Source organism: Methylobacterium sp. C33D (genome assembly GCF_053345825.1).
Genome location: NZ_JBKFAV010000014.1, coordinates 34,054 through 59,572 on the forward strand (window position 1 = coordinate 34,054; position 25,519 = coordinate 59,572).

At 71.4% G+C, this 25,519-nt stretch carries 22 protein-coding genes; 14 read left to right on the plus strand and 8 right to left on the minus strand.

Features of this window, described 5'->3' with window-relative positions; genetic code table 11:
• Positions 1-7 precede the first annotated feature (7 nt).
• Positions 8-1,921: a putative bifunctional diguanylate cyclase/phosphodiesterase gene (locus tag ACLBXO_RS13020; RefSeq protein WP_447685625.1), complete on the plus strand. Its 1,914-nt coding sequence runs from the start codon at positions 8-10 to the stop codon at positions 1,919-1,921.
• Positions 1,922-1,956: 35 nt separating this feature from the next.
• On the opposite strand, the gene ACLBXO_RS13025 is transcribed toward ACLBXO_RS13020, so the two are convergent.
• A complete protein-coding gene (locus tag ACLBXO_RS13025) occupies positions 1,957-2,181 on the minus strand; it encodes a hypothetical protein (protein ID WP_331312827.1) in 225 nt (74 codons plus the stop codon).
• A gap of 282 nt (positions 2,182-2,463) precedes the next feature.
• Here ACLBXO_RS13025 and ACLBXO_RS13030 point away from each other — a divergent pair, with 282 nt between their 5' ends.
• The 4 genes from ACLBXO_RS13030 to ACLBXO_RS13045 all read left to right on the plus strand — a co-directional run bounded on the left by ACLBXO_RS13030 (position 2,464) and on the right by ACLBXO_RS13045 (position 8,792).
• Complete coding sequence (locus tag ACLBXO_RS13030; protein WP_447685626.1) at positions 2,464-3,219, plus strand: collagen-like protein; 756 nt, start codon at positions 2,464-2,466, stop codon at positions 3,217-3,219.
• A 414-nt stretch (positions 3,220-3,633) separates the two neighbouring features.
• On the plus strand, positions 3,634-5,223 hold the full coding sequence (locus ACLBXO_RS13035) for a TolC family outer membrane protein (RefSeq protein ID WP_331312829.1): 1,590 nt from the start codon (positions 3,634-3,636) through the stop codon (positions 5,221-5,223).
• A gap of 197 nt (positions 5,224-5,420) precedes the next feature.
• Complete coding sequence (locus ACLBXO_RS13040) at positions 5,421-5,960, plus strand: PopZ family protein (protein WP_447685627.1); 540 nt, start codon at positions 5,421-5,423, stop codon at positions 5,958-5,960.
• A gap of 114 nt (positions 5,961-6,074) precedes the next feature.
• On the plus strand, positions 6,075-8,792 hold the full coding sequence (locus ACLBXO_RS13045) for a valine--tRNA ligase (RefSeq protein ID WP_447685628.1): 2,718 nt from the start codon (positions 6,075-6,077) through the stop codon (positions 8,790-8,792).
• A gap of 78 nt (positions 8,793-8,870) precedes the next feature.
• Here the strand turns inward: ACLBXO_RS13045 and ACLBXO_RS13050 are convergent, their stop codons facing one another.
• On the minus strand, positions 8,871-9,236 hold the full coding sequence (locus ACLBXO_RS13050) for a hypothetical protein (protein ID WP_331312832.1): 366 nt from the start codon (positions 9,234-9,236) through the stop codon (positions 8,871-8,873).
• 326 nt (positions 9,237-9,562) lie between these two features.
• Here ACLBXO_RS13050 and ACLBXO_RS13055 point away from each other — a divergent pair, with 326 nt between their 5' ends.
• Positions 9,563-11,089 (plus strand): Do family serine endopeptidase, encoded by a 1,527-nt coding sequence (locus tag ACLBXO_RS13055; protein ID WP_331312833.1) that lies wholly within the window; start codon positions 9,563-9,565, stop codon positions 11,087-11,089.
• 114 nt (positions 11,090-11,203) lie between these two features.
• On the opposite strand, the gene ACLBXO_RS13060 is transcribed toward ACLBXO_RS13055, so the two are convergent.
• The 6 genes from ACLBXO_RS13060 to hpnA all read right to left on the minus strand — a co-directional run bounded on the left by ACLBXO_RS13060 (position 11,204) and on the right by hpnA (position 18,246).
• Positions 11,204-11,902, minus strand: a complete 699-nt coding sequence (locus ACLBXO_RS13060) for a phosphorylase (RefSeq protein ID WP_447685629.1) — start codon at positions 11,900-11,902, stop codon at positions 11,204-11,206.
• Between the two features lie 233 nt (positions 11,903-12,135).
• Positions 12,136-14,133: a squalene--hopene cyclase gene (shc, locus tag ACLBXO_RS13065; RefSeq protein ID WP_447685630.1), complete on the minus strand. Its 1,998-nt coding sequence runs from the start codon at positions 14,131-14,133 to the stop codon at positions 12,136-12,138.
• Between the two features lie 42 nt (positions 14,134-14,175).
• A complete protein-coding gene (gene hpnE / locus ACLBXO_RS13070; protein WP_447685631.1) occupies positions 14,176-15,477 on the minus strand; it encodes a hydroxysqualene dehydroxylase HpnE in 1,302 nt (433 codons plus the stop codon).
• Positions 15,477-16,328 (minus strand): presqualene diphosphate synthase HpnD, encoded by an 852-nt coding sequence (gene hpnD, locus ACLBXO_RS13075; RefSeq protein WP_331312836.1) that lies wholly within the window; start codon positions 16,326-16,328, stop codon positions 15,477-15,479. Before hpnD ends, hpnE begins: the two co-directional genes overlap by 1 nt.
• Positions 16,325-17,221 (minus strand): squalene synthase HpnC, encoded by an 897-nt coding sequence (gene hpnC, locus ACLBXO_RS13080; RefSeq protein ID WP_331312837.1) that lies wholly within the window; start codon positions 17,219-17,221, stop codon positions 16,325-16,327. Before hpnC ends, hpnD begins: the two co-directional genes overlap by 4 nt.
• Positions 17,218-18,246, minus strand: coding sequence for a hopanoid-associated sugar epimerase (hpnA, locus tag ACLBXO_RS13085; protein WP_331312838.1), 1,029 nt, complete (start codon positions 18,244-18,246; stop codon positions 17,218-17,220). The genes hpnC and hpnA overlap by 4 nt, the downstream gene beginning before the upstream one ends.
• Before the next feature lie 494 nt (positions 18,247-18,740).
• Between hpnA and rpsF the strand changes: the two genes are divergently transcribed.
• The 8 genes from rpsF (at position 18,741) to ACLBXO_RS13125 (ending at position 25,499) form a co-directional block, all read left to right on the plus strand.
• Entirely contained in the window at positions 18,741-19,202 is a 462-nt protein-coding gene (gene rpsF / locus ACLBXO_RS13090) for a 30S ribosomal protein S6 (protein ID WP_020090632.1), read from the plus strand.
• A gap of 3 nt (positions 19,203-19,205) precedes the next feature.
• Positions 19,206-19,457, plus strand: a complete 252-nt coding sequence (rpsR, locus tag ACLBXO_RS13095) for a 30S ribosomal protein S18 (protein WP_007561044.1) — start codon at positions 19,206-19,208, stop codon at positions 19,455-19,457.
• Between the two features lie 129 nt (positions 19,458-19,586).
• Entirely contained in the window at positions 19,587-20,621 is a 1,035-nt protein-coding gene (locus ACLBXO_RS13100) for a hypothetical protein (protein WP_331312839.1), read from the plus strand.
• 41 nt (positions 20,622-20,662) lie between these two features.
• Entirely contained in the window at positions 20,663-21,235 is a 573-nt protein-coding gene (gene rplI, locus ACLBXO_RS13105) for a 50S ribosomal protein L9 (RefSeq protein WP_012322309.1), read from the plus strand.
• Between the two features lie 312 nt (positions 21,236-21,547).
• Complete coding sequence (locus ACLBXO_RS13110) at positions 21,548-23,035, plus strand: replicative DNA helicase (protein ID WP_020090635.1); 1,488 nt, start codon at positions 21,548-21,550, stop codon at positions 23,033-23,035.
• 190 nt (positions 23,036-23,225) lie between these two features.
• The gene (locus tag ACLBXO_RS13115; RefSeq protein ID WP_447685632.1) at positions 23,226-23,675 is read left to right on the plus strand and encodes a cupin domain-containing protein; all 450 of its coding nucleotides are present in this window, start codon (positions 23,226-23,228) and stop codon (positions 23,673-23,675) included.
• Between the two features lie 10 nt (positions 23,676-23,685).
• Positions 23,686-24,588: an SMP-30/gluconolactonase/LRE family protein gene (locus ACLBXO_RS13120; RefSeq protein ID WP_447685633.1), complete on the plus strand. Its 903-nt coding sequence runs from the start codon at positions 23,686-23,688 to the stop codon at positions 24,586-24,588.
• A 23-nt stretch (positions 24,589-24,611) separates the two neighbouring features.
• Positions 24,612-25,499: a VOC family protein gene (locus tag ACLBXO_RS13125; protein ID WP_447685634.1), complete on the plus strand. Its 888-nt coding sequence runs from the start codon at positions 24,612-24,614 to the stop codon at positions 25,497-25,499.
• The last annotated feature ends 20 nt before the right edge of the window (positions 25,500-25,519 follow it).

Sequence of the window (25,519 nt, forward strand, 5' to 3'; positions counted from 1 at the left end):
GGAAGCCATGCGCGGGAGCGTGCTGGCGGCGATCCCGGTCAACATGCTGCTCGGCCTCGCGAGCGTCCTGGTCGCCTACCGGAGTGGACACGGCACCGTCGGCGCCGTCTGGTTCGCGGCCTCGACCAGCGTCAATCTCCTGCGAATCGCGCTCTGCCGTATCCCCTGCCTCGGCCTCGCGCTGACCGCCGACGTGACGCCGAGCCTGGCCACGGCCGCCGCGCGCTCCGTCGACCGGCACCTGCGCACCTGCACGGTCGCGGCGTTCCTCTCCGGACTGGTCTGGGCCTTCCAGCCGCTCCTGTGCGACGGTTACACCACCGCCGAGACCCTGTTCTATCTCACGATCACCTGCGGCGTGACCGCGGGGGCGGTGACGCACGGCATCGCGTACGCGCGCATTCCCCTCGCCTTCATCGCCCTGCCGCTGCTGTCCGTCGTCGCCTGCCTCGCCTATGCCGGCGACTTCGACCGGAACTGCCTCGCGGCCTGCGTCCTGCTCTACTTCCTCGCCCTGACCCACACGGCGTTCCGGAGCGAGGCGGTGTTTCGCGAGGCGAGCCGGCTCAAGAACGAGGCCCACGCCCTCGCCCGGTCCCGCGCCGAGGCCCATGCCAGCGCCAGCGCCCTCGTCGACGAGATGCGGTGGCGCGCCACGCACGACGACCTCACCGGCCTGCTGAACCGCGCGGGCTTCCTCCAGGCCACGGAGAACCGACCGCGCACCGGTCATCTCAGCCTGCTGATGCTCGACCTCGACGGGTTCAAGTTCGTCAACGACGTCTACGGCCACAAGGCGGGGGATCGGGTCCTCGTCGAGGTGGCGCGCCGGCTGAAGGACGCGCTACCGGAGAACGGGCTCGCGGCCCGGCTGGGCGGCGACGAGTTCGCCGTGCTGTACGATCCCGTGACATCGGGCGTGCCCGACGACGTCATGGCGGCGAATCTGATCACCGCGGTGTCGCAGCCGTTCGACGGCTTCGACGCGGGCCGCCTCGGGGTCAGCATCGGCGTCCACGCCAGCGCGGAACCCAGTCTGACCGAGATGCTGAGCTGCGCCGACGAGGCGCTGTACGCCGCGAAGGCCGCCGGGCGGAACCGCTACCGGGTGTTCGATTCGGGCCTGCGCGAAGGGCTTCAGATGCGGCGGGACCTGGAGCGCGACCTCTCCCAGGCCCTGGTCGAGAACGCACCGAAGGTCTGGTTCCAGCCGATCTACGCGGCCGACGGCCGGACCCTGGTCGGTCTGGAAGCCCTGATCCGCTGGCAGCACCCGCGGCTCGGCTGGATCGCACCCCCGGACCTGATCGCCGCCGCCGCGATGGCCGGCCTGACCGAATCGCTGCTCCGATACATCCTGGAGCAGGTCTGCGCGATGCTGGAGATCCTGCATCGCCGCGGCCTGGGCGGCGTGCGCGTGGCGATGAACGTCTCACCCCGGGAGATGGCGCAGGTGCCGGTCGACGAGATCGTCATCGAGCGCCTGGGCCTCCTCGGCCTGCCGCCCACCATGCTGGAGATCGAGATCACCGAGGAGACGGCCCTCGACATCGGCGCCGTGCAGGGAAAGCTGCAGGCGCTGTCCCGCGCCGGCATCCGGGTCGCCCTCGACGATTTCGGGATCGGCTACTCGTCGCTCTCCTCGCTGCGGCAGCTCAAAGCGGACCGGATCAAGATCGACCGGAGCTTCGTCACCGGCCTCGGTGCGAGCGACGACAAGCGCGGTCTCGTCCTCGCCGTCCTCGGCCTCGGCCGTCTGCTCGGCCTCGACGTCGTGGCGGAGGGTGTCGAGTCGGCCGAGGACCTCAACATCCTGCAGGCGATGGGCTGCCCGTTCCTGCAGGGCTACCATCTCGGCCGCCCGATGCCGGTTGAGGCTCTGGAAGCCACCCTTCTCGGCACGCGCGTCGCCGCGGCCTGAACCGGAGCCGGCACGCGGAGAGGCCGGGCCCGCGCTCAGAAGCGCTCGGCATCCGCCGGATTGCGGCGCATGAGGCGGCGCGCCGCCGCGCGCCACAGCCGGTCGGGCATCCCGTAGAGCCACACCAGCGCCGCGCAGCCGGCGATCGCCAGCAGGAACAGCCAAGCGAGGGCCTCGAGGATGGCCCCCGGCGGCGTCACCGACTCCGTCCGGTCGTACCAGAGTGGGTCCGTGTCCCAGGGCGGGTCGTTGTCGTCCACGGCTGAACCCTCCACCCCGTGTCCGACTGCGGACCCGGTGCGCTCGCGAGGCGCCGGCCGGCGTATCGACGCGCACCACGCCTCGAGCCGGCCCGGTCCACGCACGCCCGATCCGGTCCCGCCCGGGCCACGCTACAGGCCCCGCCGCGCGCCCTTCGAATACCCATTTCGGATTACGGCGGTCGACCGGCCGCGTTTTTCCACATCCAACTTTCTCCGCAATTTATTGCTTAGTTTGCGGGCTATGGCATTCTGACCGTCGAAAAGACTGTGTGACCTGCCATGAGATCTGCCAAGCGCCTGGGGCGCGAGCGCTGGGCGCTGTGTTCGATGCTGGCCCTTTCGGCCGCCTGCGCTGTGCCGGCTCACGCCGGGGACATGCGCATCGAGGCCGCCAAGATCACCGGCGGCGATCTCTGGATCATCGGCTACGCCGACGATCCGGGGGTGGAGATCACGCTCGACGGCCAGTTCCCGCACCGGACCGACAGCCGCGGCTATTTCGAGTTCCGCGTCGTCTACCATCCGGCCACCTGCATCGCGACGCTCCGGACACCGAAGCAGACCCGCAGCATCGTGGTCGGCGAGTGCGGCCAGCAGGGGCCGCAGGCGCCCGGGCTCGCCGGACCGGCCGGACCGCGCGGCGAGACGGGCCCGCGTGGCGAAGCCGGGCCTGCCGGCGAGCGGGGCGCGATGGGGCCGCCCGGCCCGCAGGGTCCAGCCGGCGCACAGGGCGTCGCCGGACCGCCGGGTCCGCCGGGCGAGCGCGGTCCCCCCGGCATCGCCGGAGCACCGGGGCTGATGGGCGCCATGGGCCCGGCCGGCCCGGCCGGACCACCCGGTCCTGCCGGCTCCCGCGAGAGGCCGTCTCCCCCGAGCGCGGCATCGAAGCCGAAGCCCTCGGCCGCGATGACCGGGTCGGTCCCCAAGCCGCGCCCGCCGGCGCGCGCCCGGCGCGCGCCCGAGCCCGAGTCGGCTCCCGAGGGACCGCTGGATCTGGAGCCCGACGCCGGCGGCGGCGGGATGGACCGGTACTAGGTTAGGATCGGCGCCGCCGAGGCGTCGGGAAGTCGCTGTCGGGTCCGCCCTCCCCTGCCGGAGGCGATCCGCCAGCTCTGAATTCTCACGTCCCGGCAAGTCGGCAATAGTCTCTGTGGGGAGCGTATTATGAAACTAGACAACTCAATACGCCTGCGCGCCGCGCTGAGTATGCGGGGTGTGTCACCTTAAAGCCCCAACGCCGCACATTCCGCCGCCGAGCCCGCGTCGAGGCGAGCCAAAGCGTCCGGTTTGCGCTAAGCGTGACGGTGGGGCGGGCTTGATCGGAGACGAGCGAAACGCCGTACCTTGGCCGTTTTCGTCTCGGACATCCGGACCGAAAGAGACCGCAAGGGCTTGTTCATCGTGACACGACGTCCACCAGCGAGTTGCTCGACATTCCGCCTGGCCGGGATGGTGTCCGGACTGGCGATGCTGGCTGCCATGCCGGCGTCCGCCGAGACCCTGGAGAGCGCTCTGTCGAAGGCCTATCAGGGCAATCCAACCCTGAATGCCGGCCGCGCGGGGGTGCGCGCCATCGACGAGGGCGTGGCGATCGCGCAGTCCGGCTACCGGCCGACCGTGACCGTCAACGGCTCCATCGGCGTCCAGTACCTGCAGACGCGCTCCTCGAGCACCGTCGCCTCCGCCGGCACGACCGGAACCAGCGCCGCCTCCTCCCTCGGGACGGCGGGTACCGGCGCCGGAACGACGACGGGCGTCGGCACCACCGGCGTCGCGACCACGGGTGTCGGGACGACCGGTGTCGCGACCACGGGCGTCGGAACCACCGGCACCAGCGCGACCGGGGCCGCGACGGGCGCCGGCGGTCTGTCCTCGGGCGCGACGGCCGACATCGCGAGCCAGGTCATCACCTCGAGCCGGACAACGCGCACGACGTACCTGCCGAGCTCCGCCAGCCTGAACGTCACGCAGACGATCTTCAACGGCTTCCAGACCGACAACACGGTCCGCCGCGCCGAGTCGCAGGTCTACAGCCAGCGCGAGACCCTGCGCTTCACCGAGCTGACCGTCCTCTACAACGCCGTCCAGGCGTACATGAACGTGCTCAGCAACACGGCGACGCTCGAGCTGAACCGGAACAACGTCGAGGTCCTGGAGGAGCAGCTCCGCCAGACCCGTGACCGGTTCAACGTCGGCGAGGTGACCCGGACCGACGTCGCGCAGGCCGAGGCCCGGCTGGCCGGCGCGCGCTCTCAGGTCAGCGCCGCCGAATCCACCCTGCGCACGAGCATCGGCGTCTACCGGCAGAATATCGGCGTCGAACCGCGCCAGCTCGCGCCGGGTCGGCCGCTGGACCGGTTCGTGCCCCGCAATCTCGACTCGGCGATCGCCATCGGCCTGCGCGAACATCCGCAGGTTGTCTCGGCCATCCACAACGTCGATGTGTCCGAAGCCCAGGTGAAGATCCTCGAGGGTCAGCTCGCGCCGCAGCTCAGCCTGCAGGGCTCGCTCAGCCAGCTCTACGACCAGAACGGCCCGAATCAGAGCTTCTTCGTGGGCTTCGTCGGCGGCCGGCTCTCGATCCCGATCTACGAGGGCGGCCAGACCTACGCGCAGATCCGGCAGGCCAAGGAGACGGTCGGCCAGGCCCGGATCCAGGTCGATCAGATCCGCGACCAGGTCCGCGCCCAGATCGTCGATTTCTGGGGTCGCCTCGAGGCCGCCAAGGCGCAGGTGATCGCCGCCCAGGCCCAGGTCCAGGCCAACGAGGTGGCGCTGAACGGCGTGCGCGAGGAAGCGCGCGTCGGCCAGCGCACGACCCTCGACGTGCTCAACGCGCAGCAGGAACTGCTGAACTCCCGCGTGAGCCTCATCGTCGCCCAGCGCGACCGGGTGATCTTCTCCTACGGGGTGGTCCAGGCGATCGGACAGTTGACCGCGCGCTTCACGGCGCTGCCGGTCGAATACTACAGCGCCAAGGTCCACTACGATCAGGTCAAGGATCTCTGGTTCGGTCTGCGCACGCCGGACGGCCGCTGACGGCTTTTCCACGGGGAGTGTGTTGCGGGCGCGCTTGCCGCCATGAAACGGCATGGAATACTGATTGAACATCGATCCGTTCGGGTCGCTTTCCAGTCTCCCATGCCCGAGTGCGCCTGCCGATGAGTGCAGCAAGCCCCAAGATCCCGGACTCGAAATTCCAGGACAAGGCTGCCGATAAGGCGCACGAGCCTTCGATGGAAGAGATCCTCGCGTCGATCCGGAGGATCATCGCCGACGATCAGGCCGCCAAGCCGGCCGACGTCCCCGCGCCCGCGCCGGAGCCCGACGACGTGCTCGACCTCGCGGAGGTCGCCGAGCCGGTGACGCGCCCGCGCGTCGTCGAGCCGGAGCCGGAACCCGAGCCGGCCCCCGACCTGCTCGACTTCGACGCGATCGATTTCGAGGCCCCGGTCACGGCCGCGCCCGAACCGGAGCCGGAGCCCGAACCGGTCCCGGAGCCGCCGCCCCCACCGCCCCCGCAGCCCGTGCTCCAGGCGGCCCGCGCGCCCGAGCCGGAGCCCGAGGCCCTGGTCTCGCCCGCCACCGACGCCAGCGTCAGCGGCGCGTTCAACCTGCTGGCCCATACGGTGCTGACGCAGAACGCCCGGACCCTGGAGGATCTCGTCAAGGAGATGCTCCGACCGATGCTGAAGTCGTGGCTCGACGACAACCTCCCGGCCGTGGTCGAGCGCCTCGTGCGCGCCGAGATCGAGCGGGTCTCGCGCGGCCGGTGAGCCGGCGGCCGGGGTGCGGTGGCCGCGGGGGCCTGTCCGCGTGTTGACGGGAGCGGCGTGACGGTCGAAAGCGGGGCACCCCCCCGTTTGGACAAGCGCCGGCCCGTACCCGCGATGATGGACAAGACCTTCGAGCCCACCTCCGTCGAGGCGCGGATCTCCGCCGCCTGGGCCGATGCGGACGCCTTCCGTGCCGGCCGGCCCGAGCGCGCCGGGGCCCCGCCGTACTGCATCGTGATCCCGCCGCCGAACGTGACGGGCTCGCTGCACATGGGCCACGCCCTCAACAACACGCTGCAGGACATCCTCTGCCGCTTCGAGCGCATGCGCGGCAAGGACGTGCTCTGGCAGCCGGGGACGGACCACGCCGGTATCGCCACCCAGATGGTGGTCGAGCGGCGGATGATGGAGCGTCAGGAGCCCGGCCGCCGCGAGATCGGCCGCGCGGCCTTCGTCGAGAAGGTCTGGGCCTGGAAGGCGGAATCCGGCGGCGCGATCGTCAACCAGCTGAAGCGGCTGGGCGCCTCGTGCGACTGGTCGCGCGAGCGCTTCACCATGGACGAGGGCCTGAGCCGGGCCGTCCTCAAGACCTTCGTCGACCTCCACCGGCAGGGCCTGATCTACCGCGACAAGCGGCTGGTGAACTGGGACCCGAAGTTCCAGACCGCGATCTCGGACCTGGAGGTCCAGCAGATCGAGACCCGGGGCCACCTCTGGCACTTCGACTACCCGGTGGTGGACGAGGCCGGCAACGAGACCGGCGCCGTCGTCACGGTGGCGACCACGCGGCCCGAGACGATGCTGGGCGATACCGGCATCGCGGTCCACCCCGAGGACGCGCGCTACACCGCGCTCGTCGGCCAGCGCGTGCGCCTGCCGCTGGTCGGGCGGCTGATCCCGATCGTGGCCGACACCTACTCGGATCCCGAGAAGGGCACGGGCGCGGTCAAGATCACGCCCGCCCACGACTTCAACGACTTCGACGTCGGACGCCGCCACGGGCTCGGCCTGATCAACGTCCTCGACCCCGAGGGCCGGATGCTGCTCGCCGGCAACGCCGACTTCCTCGACGGCGTCGCGCCCGAGCCGGAGGCCCTGGCGCTCCACGGCCTGGACCGGGCGCAGGCCCGCAAGGAGGTGGTGGCGCTGATGGAGGCGCGCGGGCGCCTGCGCGCGATCGAGCCGAACACCCACGCGGTCCCGCACGGCGACCGCTCGGGCGTGGTCATCGAGCCGTACCTGACCGACCAGTGGTACGTGAACGTCAAGCCGCTCGCGGAGCGCGCCCTGCAGGCGGTGCGCGACGGGCAGACCAAGTTCGTGCCGGAGAATTACGAGAAGATCTTCTTCCAGTGGCTCACCAACATCGAGCCGTGGTGCATCTCGCGCCAGCTCTGGTGGGGGCACCAGATCCCGGTCTGGTACGACGACGAGGGCGGCATCTTCGTCGCCGAGAGCGAGGCCGAGGCGCAGGCCGCGGCCGGCGCGCAGCACGGCCGACGGGTCGCGCTCACCCGCGACGAGGACGTCCTCGACACGTGGTTCTCCTCGGCGCTCTGGCCGTTCTCGACGCTGGGCTGGCCCGACACGACCCCGGAACTCGCCCGCTACTACCCGACCAACACCCTGGTGACCGGCAAGGACATCCTGTTCTTCTGGGTCGCCCGGATGATGATGATGGGCCTGCACCTGACCGACCGGGCGCCCTTCGACACGGTCTACCTGCACACCCTGGTGCGGGACGCGTCGGGCGCGAAGATGTCGAAGTCGAAGGGCAACGTCGTCGACCCGCTGGAGCTGATCGATCAGGTCGGCGCCGACGTCCTGCGCTTCACTCTCTGCGCCCTGGCCGTCCAGGGCCGCGACATCAAGCTGTCCACCGACCGGGTCCAGAGCTACCGCAACTTCGCGACCAAGCTCTGGAACGCCGCCCGCTTCGCCGAGCTGAACGGCTGCCGCCTGGATCCGGCCTTCGACCCGCGATCCGCCACCGGCGCCATCAACCGCTGGGCGCTCACCGAGGCGGCCCGCGCGGTCGACGAGGTCGCGGGCGCCCTCGAGGCCTTCCGCTTCAACGACGCGGCGGCGGCCGCCTACCGCTTCGTCTGGAACATCTTCTGCGACTGGTATCTCGAGCTCGCCAAGCCGGTGCTCCAGGGCGAGGGCGTCGATCCCGCGATCCGGGCCGAGACGCAGGCGAGCGTGGCGTTCCTGATCGATCAGGTGGCCAAGCTGCTGCACCCGTTCATGCCGTTCCTCACGGAGGAGCTGTGGGCGATCAAGGGCGCCGACCTGCCGGAGCGCGGCCTGCTGACCCTCGCCTCCTGGCCGGACCTCGGCGGCCTCGCCGACGCGGCCGCGGAAGCCGAGGTCGGGTTCGTGGTCGATCTCGTCAGCCAGATCCGCTCGGCGCGGTCCGAGACCAATGTCCCGGCCGGCGCGCAGATCCCGCTGGTCATGGTCGGCGCGGCGCCGGAGGTCCGGGCGCGGGTGGAGGCGTGGCGCGACACGCTCCTGCGCCTCGCCCGGCTGTCGGAGATCACCTTCTCGGAGACGCCACCGAAGAACTCGGTCCAGCTCCTGGTGCGCGGCAGCGTCGCCGCGCTGCCGCTGGTAGGCGTGGTCGACCTCGCGGCCGAGGTCGCGCGCCTGAAGAAGGAGCAGGGCAAGGCGCAGGGCGAGATCAAGAAGATCGACGCGAAGCTCGGCAACGCCGACTTCGTGGCCCGGGCGCCGGAAGAGATCATCGAGGAGAACCGCGAGCGTCGCGAGACCGAGTCGGCGCGGCTGGCGAAGATCGAGGAAGCTCTGGTCCGGCTCAGCGGGGACTGAGGGCCCGTCCGGGGCGCGCCCCGGTCCGTCAAGGCCGCGTCCGGGCCTCGCCCGGGCGCCGGACGGAACCGCCGCGCTTCAGCGGCGGGTCCCGAGAGTGCCGGTGAACGCCCGCGGCCCGCCCCAACTGGCGGCAGCGGCGTCGTTCGGGGTCCAGAAGCCGTCCTGCGACGCGCCCCGCGGATGCAGGGAATAGTCCGGCGGCACGTAACCGCCCGACTGGTTCCAGTAGCCGGGCCGGAAGTTGGCCGCCGATTTCGCGGCGCGTTCGTCGCCGGGGCGGCGCGTGTCGACGCCGTACGTCCTGTCGGAAACGCTGCACGGCGCGCGACTTCTGACGACAGGCTTCGCGTCGAAGTAATCACGGTAATCCGCGTACGACTCGACCGCCAGCGCGCCGACAGTCGAGCCGAAAATCATGGCGGCCGCTAACAGCACCTTCATCGTCAATTCCTCTGCCTACACACTCGGGTCTAGCAGCGCCAAGTTTACGCCGGCCTGCCTAACTCAGCGGTATTTTAGATCGGCTCCCGGAAACTGCGGTGCTGGTTAGCACGAGCCTGGATCCGGCCCGGCCCGCGCCGGAGCGTCGGTTCTCCGATCTCGGTCGCTCGCCGCGATCGCGCTGGGGCTCCGCGACCGCTCGCCCACCTGTCCAAACGGTAATTTGATCGCCACGCCCGGGTCAGGCGCCGCCCCTTAGACAGATCCCATCGACGGCCGCGACCGCCGGCGTCGTCCCGATCAGTCCCGAGAGGTTGAGCCCCCCCATGACCGAGACCCGTCCCACTGGCCGCACCTCGCGCCGCGCCCTCGCCTCCGTGGCGGCCGCCGCGCTGATCGCCGGCGGTGCCATCGGCAGCGGCTATCTGCCGGCCGCGACCCCGGCCTACGCGCAGGCCCTGCCCAAGTCGCCGATCGAGGCGCCCGAGCACCCGCCGGGTTCGTTCGCCGGCATCGTCAACAAGGTGAAGCCGGGCGTGGTCTCGGTGAAGGTGAAGCTCGACGACTCGGCGAGCAGCGACGACGACGATGGCCCGAGCCAGGGCCGCAACCTCCAGAACGTGCCGCCGCAGCTGCGCGAGTTCTTCAAGCGCTTCGGCCAGAACGGTCCCGGCGGCATGCAGCCCCAGCATCAGGGCCCGCGCGGCGCGGTCGGTTCCGGCTTCATCATCTCGGCCGACGGCTACGTGGTCACCAACAACCACGTGGTCGACCATGCCAAGACCGTGCAGGTGACGCTGGACGACGGTCGCACCCTCGACGCGAAGGTCATCGGCAAGGATTCCAAGACGGACGTCGCTCTGCTGAAGATCACCGAGGGCTCGAACTTCCCGTACGTCCAGTTCGGCAAGGCCGCGCCGCAGGTCGGCGACTGGGTGGTGGCGATCGGTAACCCGTTCGGCCTCGGCGGAACCGTGACCGCCGGCATCGTCTCGGCCCGCGGCCGCGACATCGGCGCCGGTCCCTACGACGACTTCCTGCAGATCGACGCGCCCATCAACAAGGGCAACTCGGGCGGCCCGACCTTCAACGTCAACGGCGAGGTGGTCGGCATGAACACCGCCATCGCGTCCCCGTCGGGCGGCAGCGTCGGCCTCGCCTTCGCGATCCCGGCCGAGACCGTTCAGGCGGTGGTCGACCAGCTCCGGACCGACGGCAAGGTCGCCCGCGGCTACCTGGGCGTCCAGATCCAGCCCGTGACGCAGGACATCGCCGAGGGTCTGGGCCTCGACAAGGCCAAGGGCGCCCTGGTCGACCACGCCGAGAACGGTACGCCGGCGGCCAAGGCCGGCCTGAAGGCGGGCGACGTGATCGAGAAGGTCAACGGCGACACGGTGGACAGCGCCCGCGAGCTGTCGCGCAAGATCGCCGGCCTGAAGCCGGGCGCCAAGGTCGAGCTGAGCTACCTGCGCGGCGGCAAGACCGACACCGCCACGGTGACGCTGGGCACGATGCCGACCGACGGCACCAAGATGGCGAGCCGCGACGACGACTCGGGCAACGGCCAGCCGCGGCTCGGCCTGCAGCTCGCCCCGGCCGGCGATGTCGGCCTGTCGGATCAGGGCGTCGCGGTGGTCCAGGTCGATCCCGACGGCCCGGCGGCCGCCAAGGGTATCGAGGCGGGCGACGTGATCCTCGATGTCGGCGGCCAGAGCGTGTCCCGTCCGGCGGACGTGGCGACGCAGATCCGGGCGGCCGAGTCGAGCGGACGCAAGGCCGTGCTGATGCGGGTGAAGAGCGGCAAGGGCCAGACCCGGTTCGTGGCGGTCTCGCTCAACAAGAAGGCCGGTTGAGGCCGGTCTGTCCCGGCGCGGGGTCCGCCCCGCGCCGTCTCGTGGTGACCTCCGACTCGCGCCGGCCGTGCAGGCCGGCGCTTTTTCGTGGCCGCCTCACCGCGTCTGCGCGTCTCAGCGCCCCGGGACCGGGATGCCGAGGCCCGGCCCGAGCCGCGCCCGGCACCGTCCCAGCGCCGCGAAGGCGGCGTTCGAGTCCCGGGCGAGGCGCATCAGGTCTCCCAGGCGTGCCCGGCCGCGCGCGAAGGCGAAGAACACGGCGGCGATGTCGGGTTCGCCGTCCGGCGTGAGCGCCGAGGCCGCGAAGGCCGGCAGGGCCTGATCGGCCGGATCGCAGATCACCCGCACGGCCGCGAAGGGCAGGCCGTGCCGGCCCGCGAAGGACGCGGCCACGTGCGATTCCATGTCGACGGCCGCGGCGCCGGTGGTGGTCCGCAGATCGGTCTTGCCGTCGACCGCGAGAACCGCGGTGTCGACCCCCGCCAGATCCGCCGGGATCACCCGCGCTCCGACGCCGGACAGGAGGTTGAGGAGCGTGGCCGAGAGGTCGAGATCGGCGGCGCGCCGCCCCTCCTCGCTGACCACGCCGGTGCCGACCACGACGTCGCCGGGCCGGAGCGACGGGTCGAGGCCGCCGGCGATGCCGAAGCTGACAACCGCCCGGCAGCCGGGCTGGCCGCGGGCCTCGAGCAGCTGGCGGAGCCGGTGCGGGTTGCCGCCGGCCCCCACGGCTTCGACCCCCTCCCCCGCCGCCATGCGGCGCTCGCGGGCGAGGCCTGTGACGGCCAGGACGGGTGCGGTGGGCTCGATCATGGCGCGCTGGTGGACGAGTCCGGCGAGGTCCGCAAGCAGGCGCGAGCGCCGGGGCGGAGTCCGGGCCGGATCCGGCGCGGGGGGCGGCTCGTCCGGTCCCGCGGGATCGCTGTCTGAGGAGGCCACGTGTCGGGTACCGGGGCTCGCGGATCGGCTGTCGAGAGGGTCGAGCGCGCTGCGATCCGGCGGAGCGGGACCGGCCCGTCGGGCCGGTCCCAGGACGTCGGTGGACGTCACATGCCGAACTGGACGCGCCGGCTGTTGCCACGCTTGAGGTTGCGGAACCGCGCCATCGCCCAGAGCGGGAAGAACTTCGGGTATCCATGGTAGCGCAGGTAGAACACCCGCGGGAAGCCCGTGGCGGTGTAGCGCTCCTCCTTCCAGAACCCGTCCGCGCCCTGCGTGCGGGTCAGGAAGTTGATGCCGCGGGTCACGGCCGGGTCGTCGACCGCGCCGGCCGCCATCAGGGCGAGCAGCGCCCAGGCGGTCTGCGAGGCGGTGGACGAGCCGGGCTCGAAGGCCGGGTCGATCTTGTACGAGGAGGCGTCCTCGCCCCAGCCGCCATCCGGATTCTGGATCCGGATCAGCCAGGACACGGCCTTCTGGATGCGCGGATCGGCCGGGTCCACCCCGGCGGCGTTGAGGGCGCAGAGCACCGACCACGTGCCGTAGATGAAGTTCATGCCCCAGCGGCCGTACCACGAGCCGTCCTCCTCCTGGTCGTTCAGGAGGTAGTTCACGCCGCGGTCGAGGGCGCGGGAGGTCTCGCGGGTCTCGCCGAGCTGGGACAGCATCCCGACCACGCGGGCGGTCACGTCCGCGGTCGGCGGGTCGAGCAGCGCGCCGTGATCCGAGAACGGGATGTGGTTGAGATACATGTGGTTGTTGTCGGCGTCGAACGCCGCCCAGCCACCGTCCTCGGACTGCAGCCCCTCGACCCATTCGCGGGCGCGGGCGATCGAGGCCTTGTAGTCCGGCATGCCGGCGACGAGGCCGTGCTGGTGCATGGCCCGGTCCATCGCCATCACCACCACGGCGGTGTCGTCGAGGTCGGGATAGTGCGCGTTGGCGTACTGGAACGCCCAGCCGCCCGGCCGGACCTTCGGCTTGCGCGCCGCCCAGTCGCCGACGATGTCGAGCACCTGGCGGGGCTTCAGCCAGTCGAGGCCGGCGCGGGCCTGGGCCTCGGCCTCGGGGCCGCCGGCCTCGAGCAGCGCGTGGCTCGCGAGCGCCGTGTCCCAGACCGGCGAGACGCAGGGCTGCACGTAGGCCTCGTCCGCCTTCTCGACCACGAGCTTCTCGATCGCGTCGCAGGCCACGCGGACCTGCGGGTGATCGGGCCGGTAGCCCATCACCTCGTACATCAGCACCGAGTTGACCATGGCGGGGAAGATGGCGCCGAGGCCGTCCTCGCCGTTGAGGCGCTCGCTCACCCAGGCGCGGGCCATCTCCATGGCGCGCTGCCGGCTCTTGCGCGGCAGGTGATTCTCGACCCGCTGCAGAACCCGGTCGATGAAGCCGAAGATCGGCGTCCACGGCCACGTGGCGTGGGGCGAGCCCGGCCAGGAGCGGACGCTCTCCGGTGGCGTGACGAACAGCTCCTGCACGCTGATGCCGCGCAGGTTGCGCGCCCGCGGCTTGGTCGCCTGGAGCACGAACAGCGGCACCACGGTGGTGCGGGCCCAGTAGCTGATCTTGTCGAGGTGGAACGGGAACCACTTCGGCAGGAACATCACCTCCACGGGCATCACCGGCACGGCGCGCCACGGCACCTCGCCGTAGAGGGCCAGCATGAAGCGGGTGAACACGTTGGCGTTGGCCGCGCCGCCGCGGGACAGGATGCCCTCGCGCGCCCGGCGCATGTGCGGCGCCTCGATGTCGTCGCCGATCATCTTGAGGGCGAAGTACGCCTTGACCGTGCAGCTCATGTCGAACGGACCCTCGTGGACGAGGGCCCATCCGCCGTGCCGCCCCTGGGTGCGGCGGAGATAGTTGCCGATCTTGGCCTCGAGGTCGCCTGGGACCTGCGTGCCGCGGAAATGGTGGAACAGGATGTACTCGGACGGGATCGTGGCATCCGCCTCGAGCTCGAAGCAGATGTGCCCGTCGTCGTGCGCCAGGGCGGTCAGCGCGCGCGTCGCCTGCGCCACGCCGCGCTCGACGTCCTCGAGCGAGATCCCCTGAGTCTTGGAGCGCTGCAGCGCCTCGACTTTGCTTACGGCCTCTCTCATAGTCCTCGCCTCGAACGACCGCCTCGCGGCGGACGCCATGCCTCAAGCTGCGCCGCGCACCTGGGTTCCAGCGCGCACGACAGATCCCGCACGCAAGGAACGTGCGGCCGTCTGGCCCGAGCGGATCGCTCCCTCGATCGTCGACGGCAGGCCGGTGGCGGTCCAATCGCCTGCCAGGACGAGATTGTCGTAGGCGGTTTCGGCTTTCGGGCGCCGCGCGGCCTCGGCCGGCGTCGCCGCGAAGGTCGCACGCTTCTCCTTTACGATCTGCCAGCTGGGCAGGTCGGGTGCAAGGTTGCACAGCTGCGCGATCTCGGCCCAGATCTGCCGCGCGAGGTCTTCGCGGGGCACGTCGAGGAGCCGGTCGGCACCGCTGATCGTGACCGAATACCGGTCCGGATAGGCGAAAAGCCACTCCGTCAGGCTGTTGACGACGCCGAGGACGAGGGGGCTGCCGGGCTTCGGCACCAGCGCGAAATGCGCGTTCACGATGGAGCGGAATTCCGTCGGGGCGAGGAGACCGGGCAACACCTCCCGGGCCACCCACGGCGGCAGCGCCAGCACGACGCCGTCCTCCGGGCCGAGGCTCTCCGGGCCGTCCGAGAACACGAGCTGCCCGACCCGGCCGTCCGCGATCTCCAGCCCGCGCAGGCGCCGGCCGAGGCGGATCTCGCAGCCGCGCTCCGTCAGGTAGCGGATCGCCGGATCGACGAAGGCGTAGGACAGGCCCTCGACGGCGACGAGGGGGCGGCAGGCCTTGCCGCCCGCGCCCAGGGTCTCGCGCAGGATCCGCGCCGCCAGGCCGACATCGCTGTCGCGGGGCTCGGTGTTGAGGGCCGCGAGCAGCACCGGGTGCCAGAGGCGCCGGTAGAGCGTGCCCTCGCAGGCCATGTGCGCGCCGATCGTCCCGCCCGCACCCTCCGCCTTGCCGGAAGCCGCACGCAGGATCCCGAGGGGCGCGAGGTAGTCCAGCGCCCGCGTGCCGGGGACGCGGCGGGCCGGGCTCATGACCCACCAGGGCAGCCGCCCGGCATTGGGCCGCAGCCGCCAGCGCTCGCCGGTCTTCAGGTCGGCGAAGTCGAACTCCGCCACGTCCGGGCCGACCAGGGCGTCGGCCGGCGCGCCGATCGTCCGGAGGAACCCGAGGGAATCGGCGTTGCCGGACAGGAGCAGGTGGTTGCCGTTGTCGATGGTCAGGCCGAGGGCCGGGTCGTAGTACGAGCGGCAGCGGCCGCCGGCCTGTTTGGCGGCCTCGTGCACGACCACCCGGGCGCCGGTCTCGGCGAGCGCGACGGCCGCGGAGAGGCCGGCGAGGCCGGCGCCGACGACGTGGACCGTGCCCATCAGATCAGGCCGTGCCGGACGGCGACGCCCAGCAGCGCGAGCTTGCCGGGCTTCACTCGGGCGCGGGGCATCGCCCAGCCGCGCGCGAGGACCGCCTTCAGGTAGAGGTGATAGGCGGCGGCCATCAGCCGGGCCGCCTTGGTCGCCTTGCGGGGGCTGCGCCGGATGATCTCCCAGGTCGCTTGGTAATGGTCCTCGGCCTCGCGGGCGAGGGAGATGCAGACCTCACCGATGCGGGGATGGCCGATCGCCTCTGCCGGCGTGGGGTCGGTGAGGCCGATCGCCCGGAGTTTCTCGCGCGGCAGGTAGAGGCGGCCGCGCTCGGCGTCCTCGTCGATGTCGCGCAGGATGTTGGTGAGCTGGAGCGCGCGGCCCTGGTGCCACGCCAGCCGGATGCCGTCCGCCTCGGGCATGCCGAAGATCCGCACCGACAGCCGGCCGACCGCGCTCGCGACCCGGTCGCAGTAGAGGTCGAGGGTCTCGGCGTCGGGGGCGACGATGTCCGCGACGGCGTCCATCGCCATGCCGTCGATGACCGCCTGGAAATCCTCGCGCTTCAGGCCGAAGCGGCGCACGGGCTCCACGAGGTCGCGCACGCGCGCGGCCGGCCGGCCGGCGTAGAGCGCGTCGATGTCGGCCCGCCAGCGGTCGAGCTCGACCTGCCGGACGGCCCGGGTGCCGCCGTCGTCGGCGACGTCGTCGACGGCGCGGCAGAAGGCGTAGACGGCGTACATCGCCTCCCGCCGCTCCTTCGGCAGCAGGCGCATCGCCGTGTAGAAGGACGAGCCGGCGGCGGGCAGCGCCGGGGCGGCGCTCTCCGGGTCCTGGGCGGGCGTGGCGGTGGCGGTCACGAGCGGATTCCCTGAGCCGCGGCCCGGACGGTCCGGCCGCGGAACGGCCGGCGCGCCAGGGTGGCGGCGACGCCGCCCAGCGCCGTCAGCGCGAAGGCGGCCTTGCCGTGATGGACTTTCTCCGAGAGCGGGTCGCGCTCCAGCAGGCCCCGGCTCAGCACGACGGCGAGCCGGTGGATGGCGGCGATCTCCAGCGACAGGCGCAGGTCGTCGATCAGGTCCGGCAGGACCGCGCCCTCGTCGAGGAGGTCGAGGCAGCGCTGCGCCAGCTCGCGGATCGCGGCCCGGAGCTGCGGCGGCGCCTTCGGCTCGCCGAGCATCGCCACGGTGGCGCCGTGACGGTCGAGGCAATCCTGCGGGAGGTAGACGCGGTCGAGCGCGGCGAAATCCTTGCCGCAATCCTGGAGGTGGTTGATCACCTGGAGCGCCGCGCAGATGGCGTCGGAGGCGCGGTAGACCCGGGCCGGGTCCTCGCCGTGCACGTCGAGGACGTAGCGCCCCACCGGCATGGCCGAGTAGCGGCAATAGTGGATCAGCTCGTCCCAATCCGCGTAGCGATTCTTGCGCGCGTCCATGCGGAACGCGTCGAGGAGCTCCAGGGCGTGCCGGGGCGGCAGGCCGCGGGCCGCGAGCTCGCGCTTCAGCGGCGCGGCCTCGGGATCGGACGGCCCGGCGCCGGTGAGCGCGTCGGCGAGGCGATCGAGCAGCTCGATCTTGCGCTCGGGCGACAGGGCGGCGTGATCGGCCACGTCGTCGCCGGCGCGGACGAAGTTGTAGAACGCCAGGATCGCGCCCCGGTGGCGGGGATGGATCAGGTGCGAGGCGACGGGGAAGTTCTCGTCGCGGTGCCCCTTGCCGGAGCGCGTCGCGGTGGCGGAATCGAGGGTGCTCATGCGAGGTAGCCCGCCTCCCGGAACCACGTGATCGCGTCCGACAGGCCCTCGCGGTACGGCCGGGCCGTGTAGCCGAGTTCGGCGCGCGCCTTCCTGTCCGAGAAGAACATCCGGTAGCGCGACATGCGGATCCCGTCGATCGTCGCGAAGGGCTGCCTGCCGGTGACCCGCGCTGCGAGCTGCGCGAAGAACGCCACCGGGTAGACGGCGGCCCGGGGCAGGTTCACGGTCGGCGGCTTGCGCCCGACCATGCCGGCGATGTCGGCGAGCATCTGCGAGAGGAAGACGTCCTCGCCGCCGAGGATGTAGCGCTCGCCGATGCGGCCCTTGCGCAGCGCCAGCAGGTGGCCCTGGGCCACGTCGTCGACATGGGCGAGGTTGAGCCCGGTATCGACGAAGGCCGGCATCTTGCCGAGCGCCGCCTCCTGGATGATCCGGCCGGTCGGCGTCGGCTTGACGTCGCGGGGGCCGATCGGCGTCGACGGGTTGACGATCACCGCCTTGAGCCCGTCCCGGGCAACCATCTCCTCGACCACCCGCTCGGCCACGACCTTGCTGCGCTTGTAGGCGCCGATCGCGGTCTCGGGCGTGAGCGGCATGGTCTCGTCGGAGGGCGTGACGCCGTCGGCCGGCGGTTTGATCGTCGCGACGCTCGACGTGTAGACCACCCGCTCCACCCCGGCCTCGAGGGCCGCGCGCATCATCAGGCGCGTGCCGTCGCGGTTGGTGCGGACGATCTCCTCCATGTCCGGCGCCCAGAGCCGGTAATCGGCCGCGGCGTGGATCAGGTAGCGCTGGCCGCGCATCGCCGCCGCCACGGCGGCCGGGTCGCGCATGTCGCCCTCGGCGATCTCGACGTCGGTCCAGGTGAGGTTCCGGCGGGGGCTCGACGCGCGCACGAGGATGCGCACCGGGAAGCCGGCCCGGCGGAACACGTCGACCAGGGCTGAACCGAGGAAGCCGCTCGCGCCGGTGATCAGCACGGGACCGACCTCGGAAGGGCCGGAAGATGGGGCCTCTGCCATCGCGGATCTGGAGGATTACCGAGAAACCAGCGCGGCCGGGGATCCCGGGCCGCGGCGCGCTTGTGTCATCGAACCGCCCGAGCGGCAAGCTTAGGCGGTGCCGGACAGGGCAGCGCCGCGGCGCGGCACGCCCCGCTGGATGTGTGACGCACAGACAGGGCCGCGCCGGAAGGGCCCGGCTCGGGGCGCATGTCCTGATCCACGCCGCCGCGCGCGGATCCGGGCCCGCGATCCGAGCCGCGACCTTGCCAGGTCGCGAAAAACCGACTATGCGCCGCCCCTCGCGTTCGCTCCGGCCGGGGGCTGAACGGACGGTGCCGCTCGCGGCACAGGGCTCTCCCAGATCCCGTCGTCCGGTGTCTCCGCCTTCGATCAACCGCTCGGGCCTGAAAATCGGCTCGAAGGGCTTGGCGCCGAGCGTAGCGCGAGATGAACCGGCCCGAATCAGCTGCCCTCCGGCGGCCGGGCTCCTATTGACGATGAAAGGCCCGACAATGCCTCTCTACGAGCATGTGCTCTTGGCCCGCCAGGACGTGACGTCCCAGCAGGTCGAGACAATGATCGACACCTACAAGGGTGTGATCGAGCAGAACGGTGGCCGTCTCGAGAAGATCGAGATGTGGGGCGTGAAGTCCCTCGCCTACCGGATCAAGAAGAACCGCAAGGCGCATTTCGCGCTCCTCAACATCGACGCCCCGCCGGCCGCCATCGCCGAGATGGAGCGCCAGATGCAGATCTCCGAGGACGTGCTGCGCTTCATGACCATCCGGGTCGAGGAGCTCGATTCCGAGCCGTCCGCCATGATGCAGAAGCGCGACCGCGACGACCGCAAGGATCGCGAGCGCGGCCGTCGTCGCGATGACGAGGGCTTCGGCGGTGGCGGCTTCGGCGGCGACCGGGGTGACCGCGGCGATCGCGGTGACCGCGGCGAGCGCAGCTTCGGCGGGGAGGGCTAACCCATGGCATTCGGTGCTGGTGCGGGCGGCGGACGCCGTCCCTTCTTCCGTCGTCGCAAGACCTGCCCGTTCTCCGGCGCGAACGCGCCGAAGATCGACTACAAGGACGTCAAGCTCCTGTCCCGCTACGTGTCCGAGCGCGGCAAGATCGTGCCGTCGCGGATCACCGCGGTCTCGGCCAAGAAGCAGCGCGAGCTCGCCCAGGCGATCAAGCGCGCCCGCTTCCTCGGCCTGCTGCCCTACGTGATCAAGTAGGCCATCGGAACCCGCCGGCCCGGGCCTCTGCCCGGGCCGGTCCTCCCAGAGGGCGGCTCGCGCCGCCCGATCGTTGGGGCGCGTTGCCGCCTCTAACCCTGCCGCGCCGGCAGCGGGACAGCGGACTTCATGGCACAGCACATCGGCATCGGTATCGGCGCGGGCCTCGTCTCCGCACTCCTGTTCGGGGTGCTGCTGAAGGCGACGCCGCTCGCGATCCTGCTCTACCTCGTGGCGCCTCTGCCGATCCTGATCGTCGGCCTGGGCTGGAGCCACAAGGCCGCGCTCGCCGCGGCCGCCGCCGGCAGCCTCGCGCTGGTCCTGGTGATCGCGCCGTTCCTGGGGCTGGCCTTCGCGGCCTACATCGCCCTGCCCGCCTGGTGGCTCGCCTACCTCGCGCTCCTCGGGCGCGAGACGCAAGCCGGCCTCGAATGGTACCCGACCGGCCGCCTGCTCGGCTGGATCGCCGCCACGGCCGCCCTCGCGTTCATCGCCATCGCGGTCCTGTCCTCACCGAACCACGCCGCCTTCGACGCGCAGCTGCGCGGGCTCGCCCAGACTCTGGTCCAGACGCGGCTTCCCGCCAACCGCCCACCCGCCGAGACACGGCGCGCGGACGGGCCCTCGACCGGCAGCGATGTGGCCGGAAAGGACGGAACGGCCGAACCCGATCCGGCGCCGCAGGCCGACGCCGATCCTGCGGACGTCACGCGGGCCGAGGTGGCGGACGCCCTCGCCCGCGTCGTGCCGGCCTTCGCGGCGAACGGCCTCGCCCTGCTCCTGGCCTTCTACCTCTGGGCCTCGGCCCGGATCGTGAAGATCTCCGGCCGCCTGCCGCGGCCCTGGCCCGACATCCCGTCCACCGCCATGCCGCGCAGCACGCTCGTGGCGGTCGCGGCGGCCGTCGCGATGTGCTTCGCCCCCGGCTATGTCGGCGTGTTCGGGGTCGCCCTCCTCGGCGCGTTCAGCGCGGCCTTCGCCCTCCAGGGGCTCGCCGCCTTCCACGACCGCTCCCGCGGCCGGCCGGGGCGCGGGCTCATGCTGTTCGGCATGTACCTGATCCTGTTCGTGACCCAGGGCATCGCCCTGGTCGCCCTCACCCTGTTCGGCCTCGCCGACACAGCCCTCGACCGCCGACGTCCCAAGGGCGATCCGGCGCCGTGAGACCCCGGCCCGCGCGGCCGAACACCTGAAGGAGAAAGACCATGGAAGTGATCCTGCTCGAGCGCGTGGCCAAGCTGGGCCAGATGGGCGAGACCGTGAACGTCCGCCCGGGCTTCGCCCGCAACTTCCTGCTCGCCCGCGGCAAGGCCCTGCGCGCGACGGAAGCCAACAAGAAGCACTTCGAGGCCCAGCGCGCCCAGCTCGAGGCCCGCAACCTCGACCGCAAGAAGGACGCCGAGGTCGTCGCCGAGAAGCTGAACGGCCAGAGCTTCATCCTGATCCGCCAGTCCGGCGAGACCGGCGTGCTCTACGGCTCGGTCTCGACCCGCGACCTCGCCGAGGTCGTCTCGAAGGAGGGCTTCACGGTCGATCGCGGCCAGTTCACCCTGAACCAGCCGATCAAGACGCTGGGCCTGCACACGGTCCCGGTGGTTCTGCACCCCGAGGTCGAGGTGGAGATCACCGTCAACGTCGCCCGCAGCCCCGAGGAGGCCGAGCGTCAGGCCCGCGGCGAGTCGGTCACCGAGCGCGAGGCGTTCAACCTCGACGACCTCGGCCTCGAGGTCGGTCAGGCGCTGGCCGATGCCGGCGAGGGTGCCGACGACCGCGGCTGATCCCCGCTCGCACGCCCGACCGGTCGGCCGTTCGGCCGGTCGGGCCCGCGGCGGCAACGCCGGGCGGCGGGGTCCACCCGGACGTGTATACCGGTGAACATCGGGGATGATCGCCCCCGAGACTTGACACGTTCCAGTTTTGTTCCAGCATGGACGCCCGCCCCTCGCGAGAGTCGGCGGGCGTCCGCTTTTCCGCGCCCCGGCCCGGGAGAACCGGCCGTCGGCTAGGCTTCGGTAACCATACCGGCGCCAAGGTCGTGCGGTGTGATCCTGGCGCGCCCGCCGCGGCGCCTGATACGGAGTCGTCCGCCGATGGCCCTGCCCAATGCGCTCACGGCCAAGCTCGAAGCGGTCCAGGCCGAGTACCGCGTCGCCCCGCACAACATCGACGCGGAGCAGGCGCTGCTGGGCGCGATCCTGGTGAACAACGACGCCTATTACCGGGTGTCCGATTTCCTGCTGGCCGAGCACTTCATGGAGGATGCCCACCAGCAGATCTTCACGGTGGCGGCCTCCCTGATCAAGGCCGGCAAGCTCGCCACGCCCATCACCATGAAGACCTACCTGGGCGACGCCGATTTCGGCGGCCAGACGGTGATGCAGTACCTCGCCCGCCTCGCCGCCGACGCGACGACGGTGATCAACGCCGGCGAGTACGGCCGCACGATCTACGACCTCGCCATCCGCCGCCGGCTGATCACCATCGGCGAGGATCTGGTGAACGGCGCCTACGAGGCGCCGGTGGAGCAGGCGCCCCGCGACCAGATCGAGGAGACCGAGCGCCGGCTCTACGAGCTGGCCGAGGCCGGTCGCTACGACGGCGGCTTCCAGAAATTCTCGGACGCCCTGACCGCCGCGGTCGACATGGCCGCCAAGGCCTACCAGCGCGACGGCAAGCTCTCGGGCATCGCCACGGGACTGTCCGACCTCGACGCCAAGATGGGCGGCCTGCAGCCCTCCGACCTGATCATCCTCGCGGGCCGCCCGGCGATGGGCAAAACCTCGCTGGTGACCAACATCGCCTTCAACATCGCCAAGGCCTACCGCGGCGAGAAGCAGCCGGACGGCACGACCAGGACCGTGAACGGCGGCATCGTGGGCTTCTTCTCGCTGGAAATGTCGGCCGAGCAGCTCGCGACCCGCATCATCGCCGAGCAGTCGGGCGTGCCCTCCTACAAGATCCGCCGCGGCGATATCCGGCCCGAGGATTTCTACAAGATCACCGACGCCGCCCGGGACATGCAGACGATCCCGTTCTACATCGACCAGAGCGGCGGCATCTCGATCGCCCAGCTCGCCGCCCGAGCCCGGCGCCTGAAGCGCCAGAAGGGCCTCGACCTGCTGATCGTCGATTATCTCCAGCTGCTGTCGGGCTCCGGCAAGCGCAGCGACAACCGCGTGCAGGAGATGACCGAGATCACGACGGGTATGAAGGCGCTCGCCAAGGAGCTGGCGGTGCCGATCATCGGCCTGTCGCAGCTCTCCCGTCAGGTGGAGAACCGCGACGACAAGCGCCCGCAGCTCGCCGACCTGCGCGAATCGGGCTCGATCGAGCAGGACGCCGACGTCGTCATGTTCGTGTTCCGCGAGGAGTACTACGTCGGGAACAAGAAGCCCCGCGAGGGCACGGAGGAGTTCTTCGCCTGGGAGGCCGAGATGCAGCGCGTCCACGGCAAGGCCGAGGTGATTCTCGGCAAGCAGCGTCACGGCCCCACCGGCACCGTGGAGCTGCAGTTCGACGCGAACATCACCCGGTTCTCGAACCTCGCGCAGACGGACCGGATCCCCGAGCAGATGTGAGCGTGGCGCCGTCATCGCGAGCGCGGCGAGGCGACCCAGGGACGCGGTGCCGCTCGGAGTCTGCGCGGGTTGGAGAGTGCGGCGCCGCCGGGAGCGCACGGGGCGTGATCGCCTCCGGTCTGCGTGTCCGCGAACCATCGCCAAGCCCGGCCGTTGTGGGAGGGTGTGTCCCGCCGCGGCAGGAGCGACGATGAGCGAGCCGACCCCTCCGAAGATGCCGTACTGGCACGTCTACACCGATGCGGAGGGTGTGAGCCGCCAGGAGCTGTTCCACCTCGAGCGCTTCAAGTTCGAGGGGATCAACCCCGAGACCGCGCCCCAGTGGAACGACAAGATGGATCCGGCGCCGTCGGTCGTGACCTTCACGGTGCTGCCGGTCGGCTGGGTCGGCGAGTGGCACGAGAATCCGCGGCCGCAATGGATCGTCGTCCTCTCGGGGCGCTGGTTCGTCGAGACCATGGACGGCCACCGGGTCGAGATGGGCCCGGGCGAGCTGATGATGGGCGAGGACCAGAACACGAAGGCGCGCGACGGCCGGAAGGGCCACCTGTCCGGCACGGTGGGCGACGAGCCCTGCACGATGATCGTGACCGGGCTCCAGGTCGAGTCGACCGTCAATCAGCCCGGCCGCTTCAAGTAGGGGCGGCTCCATGGACGGCTTCGAACTCACGCAGCCGCGCTTCAAGGCCTACATCCTGCCGAACGCGCCGCTGCAGAAGCTCGCCGACGGGTTCCGCTGGACGGAGGGCCCGGTCTGGTTCGGCGACCGCGACGAGCTGCTGTTCTCGGACCTCCCCAACAACCGGGTGATGCGCTGGTCGGAGACTGGCGGCCTCAGCGTCTACCGGGAGGCGGGCGACTTCGAGAACGGCCACGCCCGCGACCGCCAGGGGCGGATGCTGTCCTGCTCGCATCGCGGCCGGCGCATCCATCGGACCGAGCTCGACGGTCGGGTCACCAGCCTGGTGGAGCGCTACCGGGGGCGGCGGCTGAACTCGCCCAACGACGTCGTCTGCAAGTCGGACGGGACGATCTGGTTCTCGGATCCGCCCTACGGCATTCAGACCGACTACGAGGGCGGCAAGCAGGAATCCGAGCTGCCCGCCGCGGTCTACCGCTTCGACCCGCGCGACGGCTCGCTCCGCGTGGTGGCCGACGATTTCCAGGGCCCGAACGGGCTCTGCTTCTCGCCCGACGAGCGGCGGCTCTACATCGTCGAGACCGGGCTGCAGTTCGACACCGACCCGGTCCAGCACGTGCGCGCGTTCGACGTGGCCGAGGACGGCGGCCTGTCCGGCGGCGGGGTGCTCTTCAGGATCGCGCCCGGCAATGCCGACGGGATCCGGTGCGACGAGCACGGCAACATCTGGTCGAGCGCCGGGGACGGGGTTCACTGCATCGACCCCGGCGGCGAGCTGGTCGGCAAGATCCGCGTGCCCGCGACGGTCGCCAACCTCACCTTCGGCGGGCGCTACAACAGCCGCCTGTTCCTGTGCGCCTCGCAGGCGCTCTACGCGATCTACGTGAACGTGCGGGGGGCACCGTCGCTGTGAACGGCACCGCGCCCGAGAGCGGCGTGCGGGCCCTCGTCGGGTTCGGCCGCACCGTCGCGGACCTCGCCGTCACGGAGGACTTCTACCGCGACGAGCTCGGCTTCGCGCGAGTCGCGCCGCCGGAGCCGGTTCCCGCCGCGCAGGCGGAGGCGATGGGGCTCGCGGACCGGCGCGCCGTCCAGCTGCGCCTGCGGCTCGGCAGCCAGACCGTGACCTTCCTGACGGTGGATCCGCCCGGCACGCCCTACCCGGCCGATCCCGCGGCGACGGACCCGTTCTTCCAGCACCTCGCGATCCCGGTCCGCGACATGGAAGCCGCAACGGCGCGGCTGGCGCGGTTCGCCCCGGTGCCGATCAGCCGCGGCGGGCCGCAGCGTCTGCCGGCCTCCACGGGGGGCGTGACCGCCTACAAGTTCCGCGACCCCGACGGGCATCCCCTGGAGTTGATCTACTTCCCCGGCGGCCCCGCGGCCGCCCGCTGGCGCGACGCGCCGGGCCTGTTCCTGGGGATCGACCACTCGGCGATCACCGTCACCGACCTCGACGCCACCCTGGCCTTCCTGACCGGCCCCCTGGGATTGACGGTGGCGGCGCGGGGCCTGAACCGCGGGCCGGAGCAGGCGCGCCTCGACGGTGTCGACGATCCGCAGGTCGACGTGATCGCCCTCGACCCCCCGGCCCCCGCGCCGCACGTGGAACTCCTGCATTACCGCACACCCGCGACGGAGCGGCGCCTCGCCTTCGGGCCCGCCGACCGGGCGTCCACCCGGTACGTGTTCGCCGCCGCGGATCCGCTGGCCCTGTCGCAGCGCCTGCGCGAGAGCGGACGAACGCCGCGGGCCGCCACCGACGGCACGGCAGCCTACTGCGCCGGACCGGACGGACACGGGTTCTTGTTCGTGCGCGGCTGAGGCCTCCGCCGCGCGAGCGG

What these genes read in the sequence shown, in the direction of transcription:
- ACLBXO_RS13020 (WP_447685625.1), top strand. Translation starts at nt 8, where the DNA reads ATGCGCGGGAGCGTGCTGGCGGCGATCCCGGTCAACATGCTGCTCGGC.
- ACLBXO_RS13030 (WP_447685626.1), top strand. Translation starts at nt 2,464, where the DNA reads ATGAGATCTGCCAAGCGCCTGGGGCGCGAGCGCTGGGCGCTGTGTTCG.
- ACLBXO_RS13035 (WP_331312829.1), top strand. Translation starts at nt 3,634, where the DNA reads ATGGTGTCCGGACTGGCGATGCTGGCTGCCATGCCGGCGTCCGCCGAG.
- ACLBXO_RS13040 (WP_447685627.1), top strand. Translation starts at nt 5,421, where the DNA reads ATGGAAGAGATCCTCGCGTCGATCCGGAGGATCATCGCCGACGATCAG.
- ACLBXO_RS13045 (WP_447685628.1), top strand. Translation starts at nt 6,075, where the DNA reads ATGATGGACAAGACCTTCGAGCCCACCTCCGTCGAGGCGCGGATCTCC.
- ACLBXO_RS13050 (WP_331312832.1), bottom strand. Translation starts at nt 9,236, where the DNA reads ATGAAGGTGCTGTTAGCGGCCGCCATGATTTTCGGCTCGACTGTCGGC.
- ACLBXO_RS13055 (WP_331312833.1), top strand. Translation starts at nt 9,563, where the DNA reads ATGACCGAGACCCGTCCCACTGGCCGCACCTCGCGCCGCGCCCTCGCC.
- ACLBXO_RS13060 (WP_447685629.1), bottom strand. Translation starts at nt 11,902, where the DNA reads ATGATCGAGCCCACCGCACCCGTCCTGGCCGTCACAGGCCTCGCCCGC.
- shc (WP_447685630.1), bottom strand. Translation starts at nt 14,133, where the DNA reads ATGAGAGAGGCCGTAAGCAAAGTCGAGGCGCTGCAGCGCTCCAAGACT.
- hpnE (WP_447685631.1), bottom strand. Translation starts at nt 15,477, where the DNA reads ATGGGCACGGTCCACGTCGTCGGCGCCGGCCTCGCCGGCCTCTCCGCG.
- hpnC (WP_331312837.1), bottom strand. Translation starts at nt 17,221, where the DNA reads ATGAGCACCCTCGATTCCGCCACCGCGACGCGCTCCGGCAAGGGGCAC.
- hpnA (WP_331312838.1), bottom strand. Translation starts at nt 18,246, where the DNA reads ATGGCAGAGGCCCCATCTTCCGGCCCTTCCGAGGTCGGTCCCGTGCTG.
- rpsF (WP_020090632.1), top strand. Translation starts at nt 18,741, where the DNA reads ATGCCTCTCTACGAGCATGTGCTCTTGGCCCGCCAGGACGTGACGTCC.
- rpsR (WP_007561044.1), top strand. Translation starts at nt 19,206, where the DNA reads ATGGCATTCGGTGCTGGTGCGGGCGGCGGACGCCGTCCCTTCTTCCGT.
- ACLBXO_RS13100 (WP_331312839.1), top strand. Translation starts at nt 19,587, where the DNA reads ATGGCACAGCACATCGGCATCGGTATCGGCGCGGGCCTCGTCTCCGCA.
- rplI (WP_012322309.1), top strand. Translation starts at nt 20,663, where the DNA reads ATGGAAGTGATCCTGCTCGAGCGCGTGGCCAAGCTGGGCCAGATGGGC.
- ACLBXO_RS13110 (WP_020090635.1), top strand. Translation starts at nt 21,548, where the DNA reads ATGGCCCTGCCCAATGCGCTCACGGCCAAGCTCGAAGCGGTCCAGGCC.
- ACLBXO_RS13115 (WP_447685632.1), top strand. Translation starts at nt 23,226, where the DNA reads ATGAGCGAGCCGACCCCTCCGAAGATGCCGTACTGGCACGTCTACACC.
- ACLBXO_RS13120 (WP_447685633.1), top strand. Translation starts at nt 23,686, where the DNA reads ATGGACGGCTTCGAACTCACGCAGCCGCGCTTCAAGGCCTACATCCTG.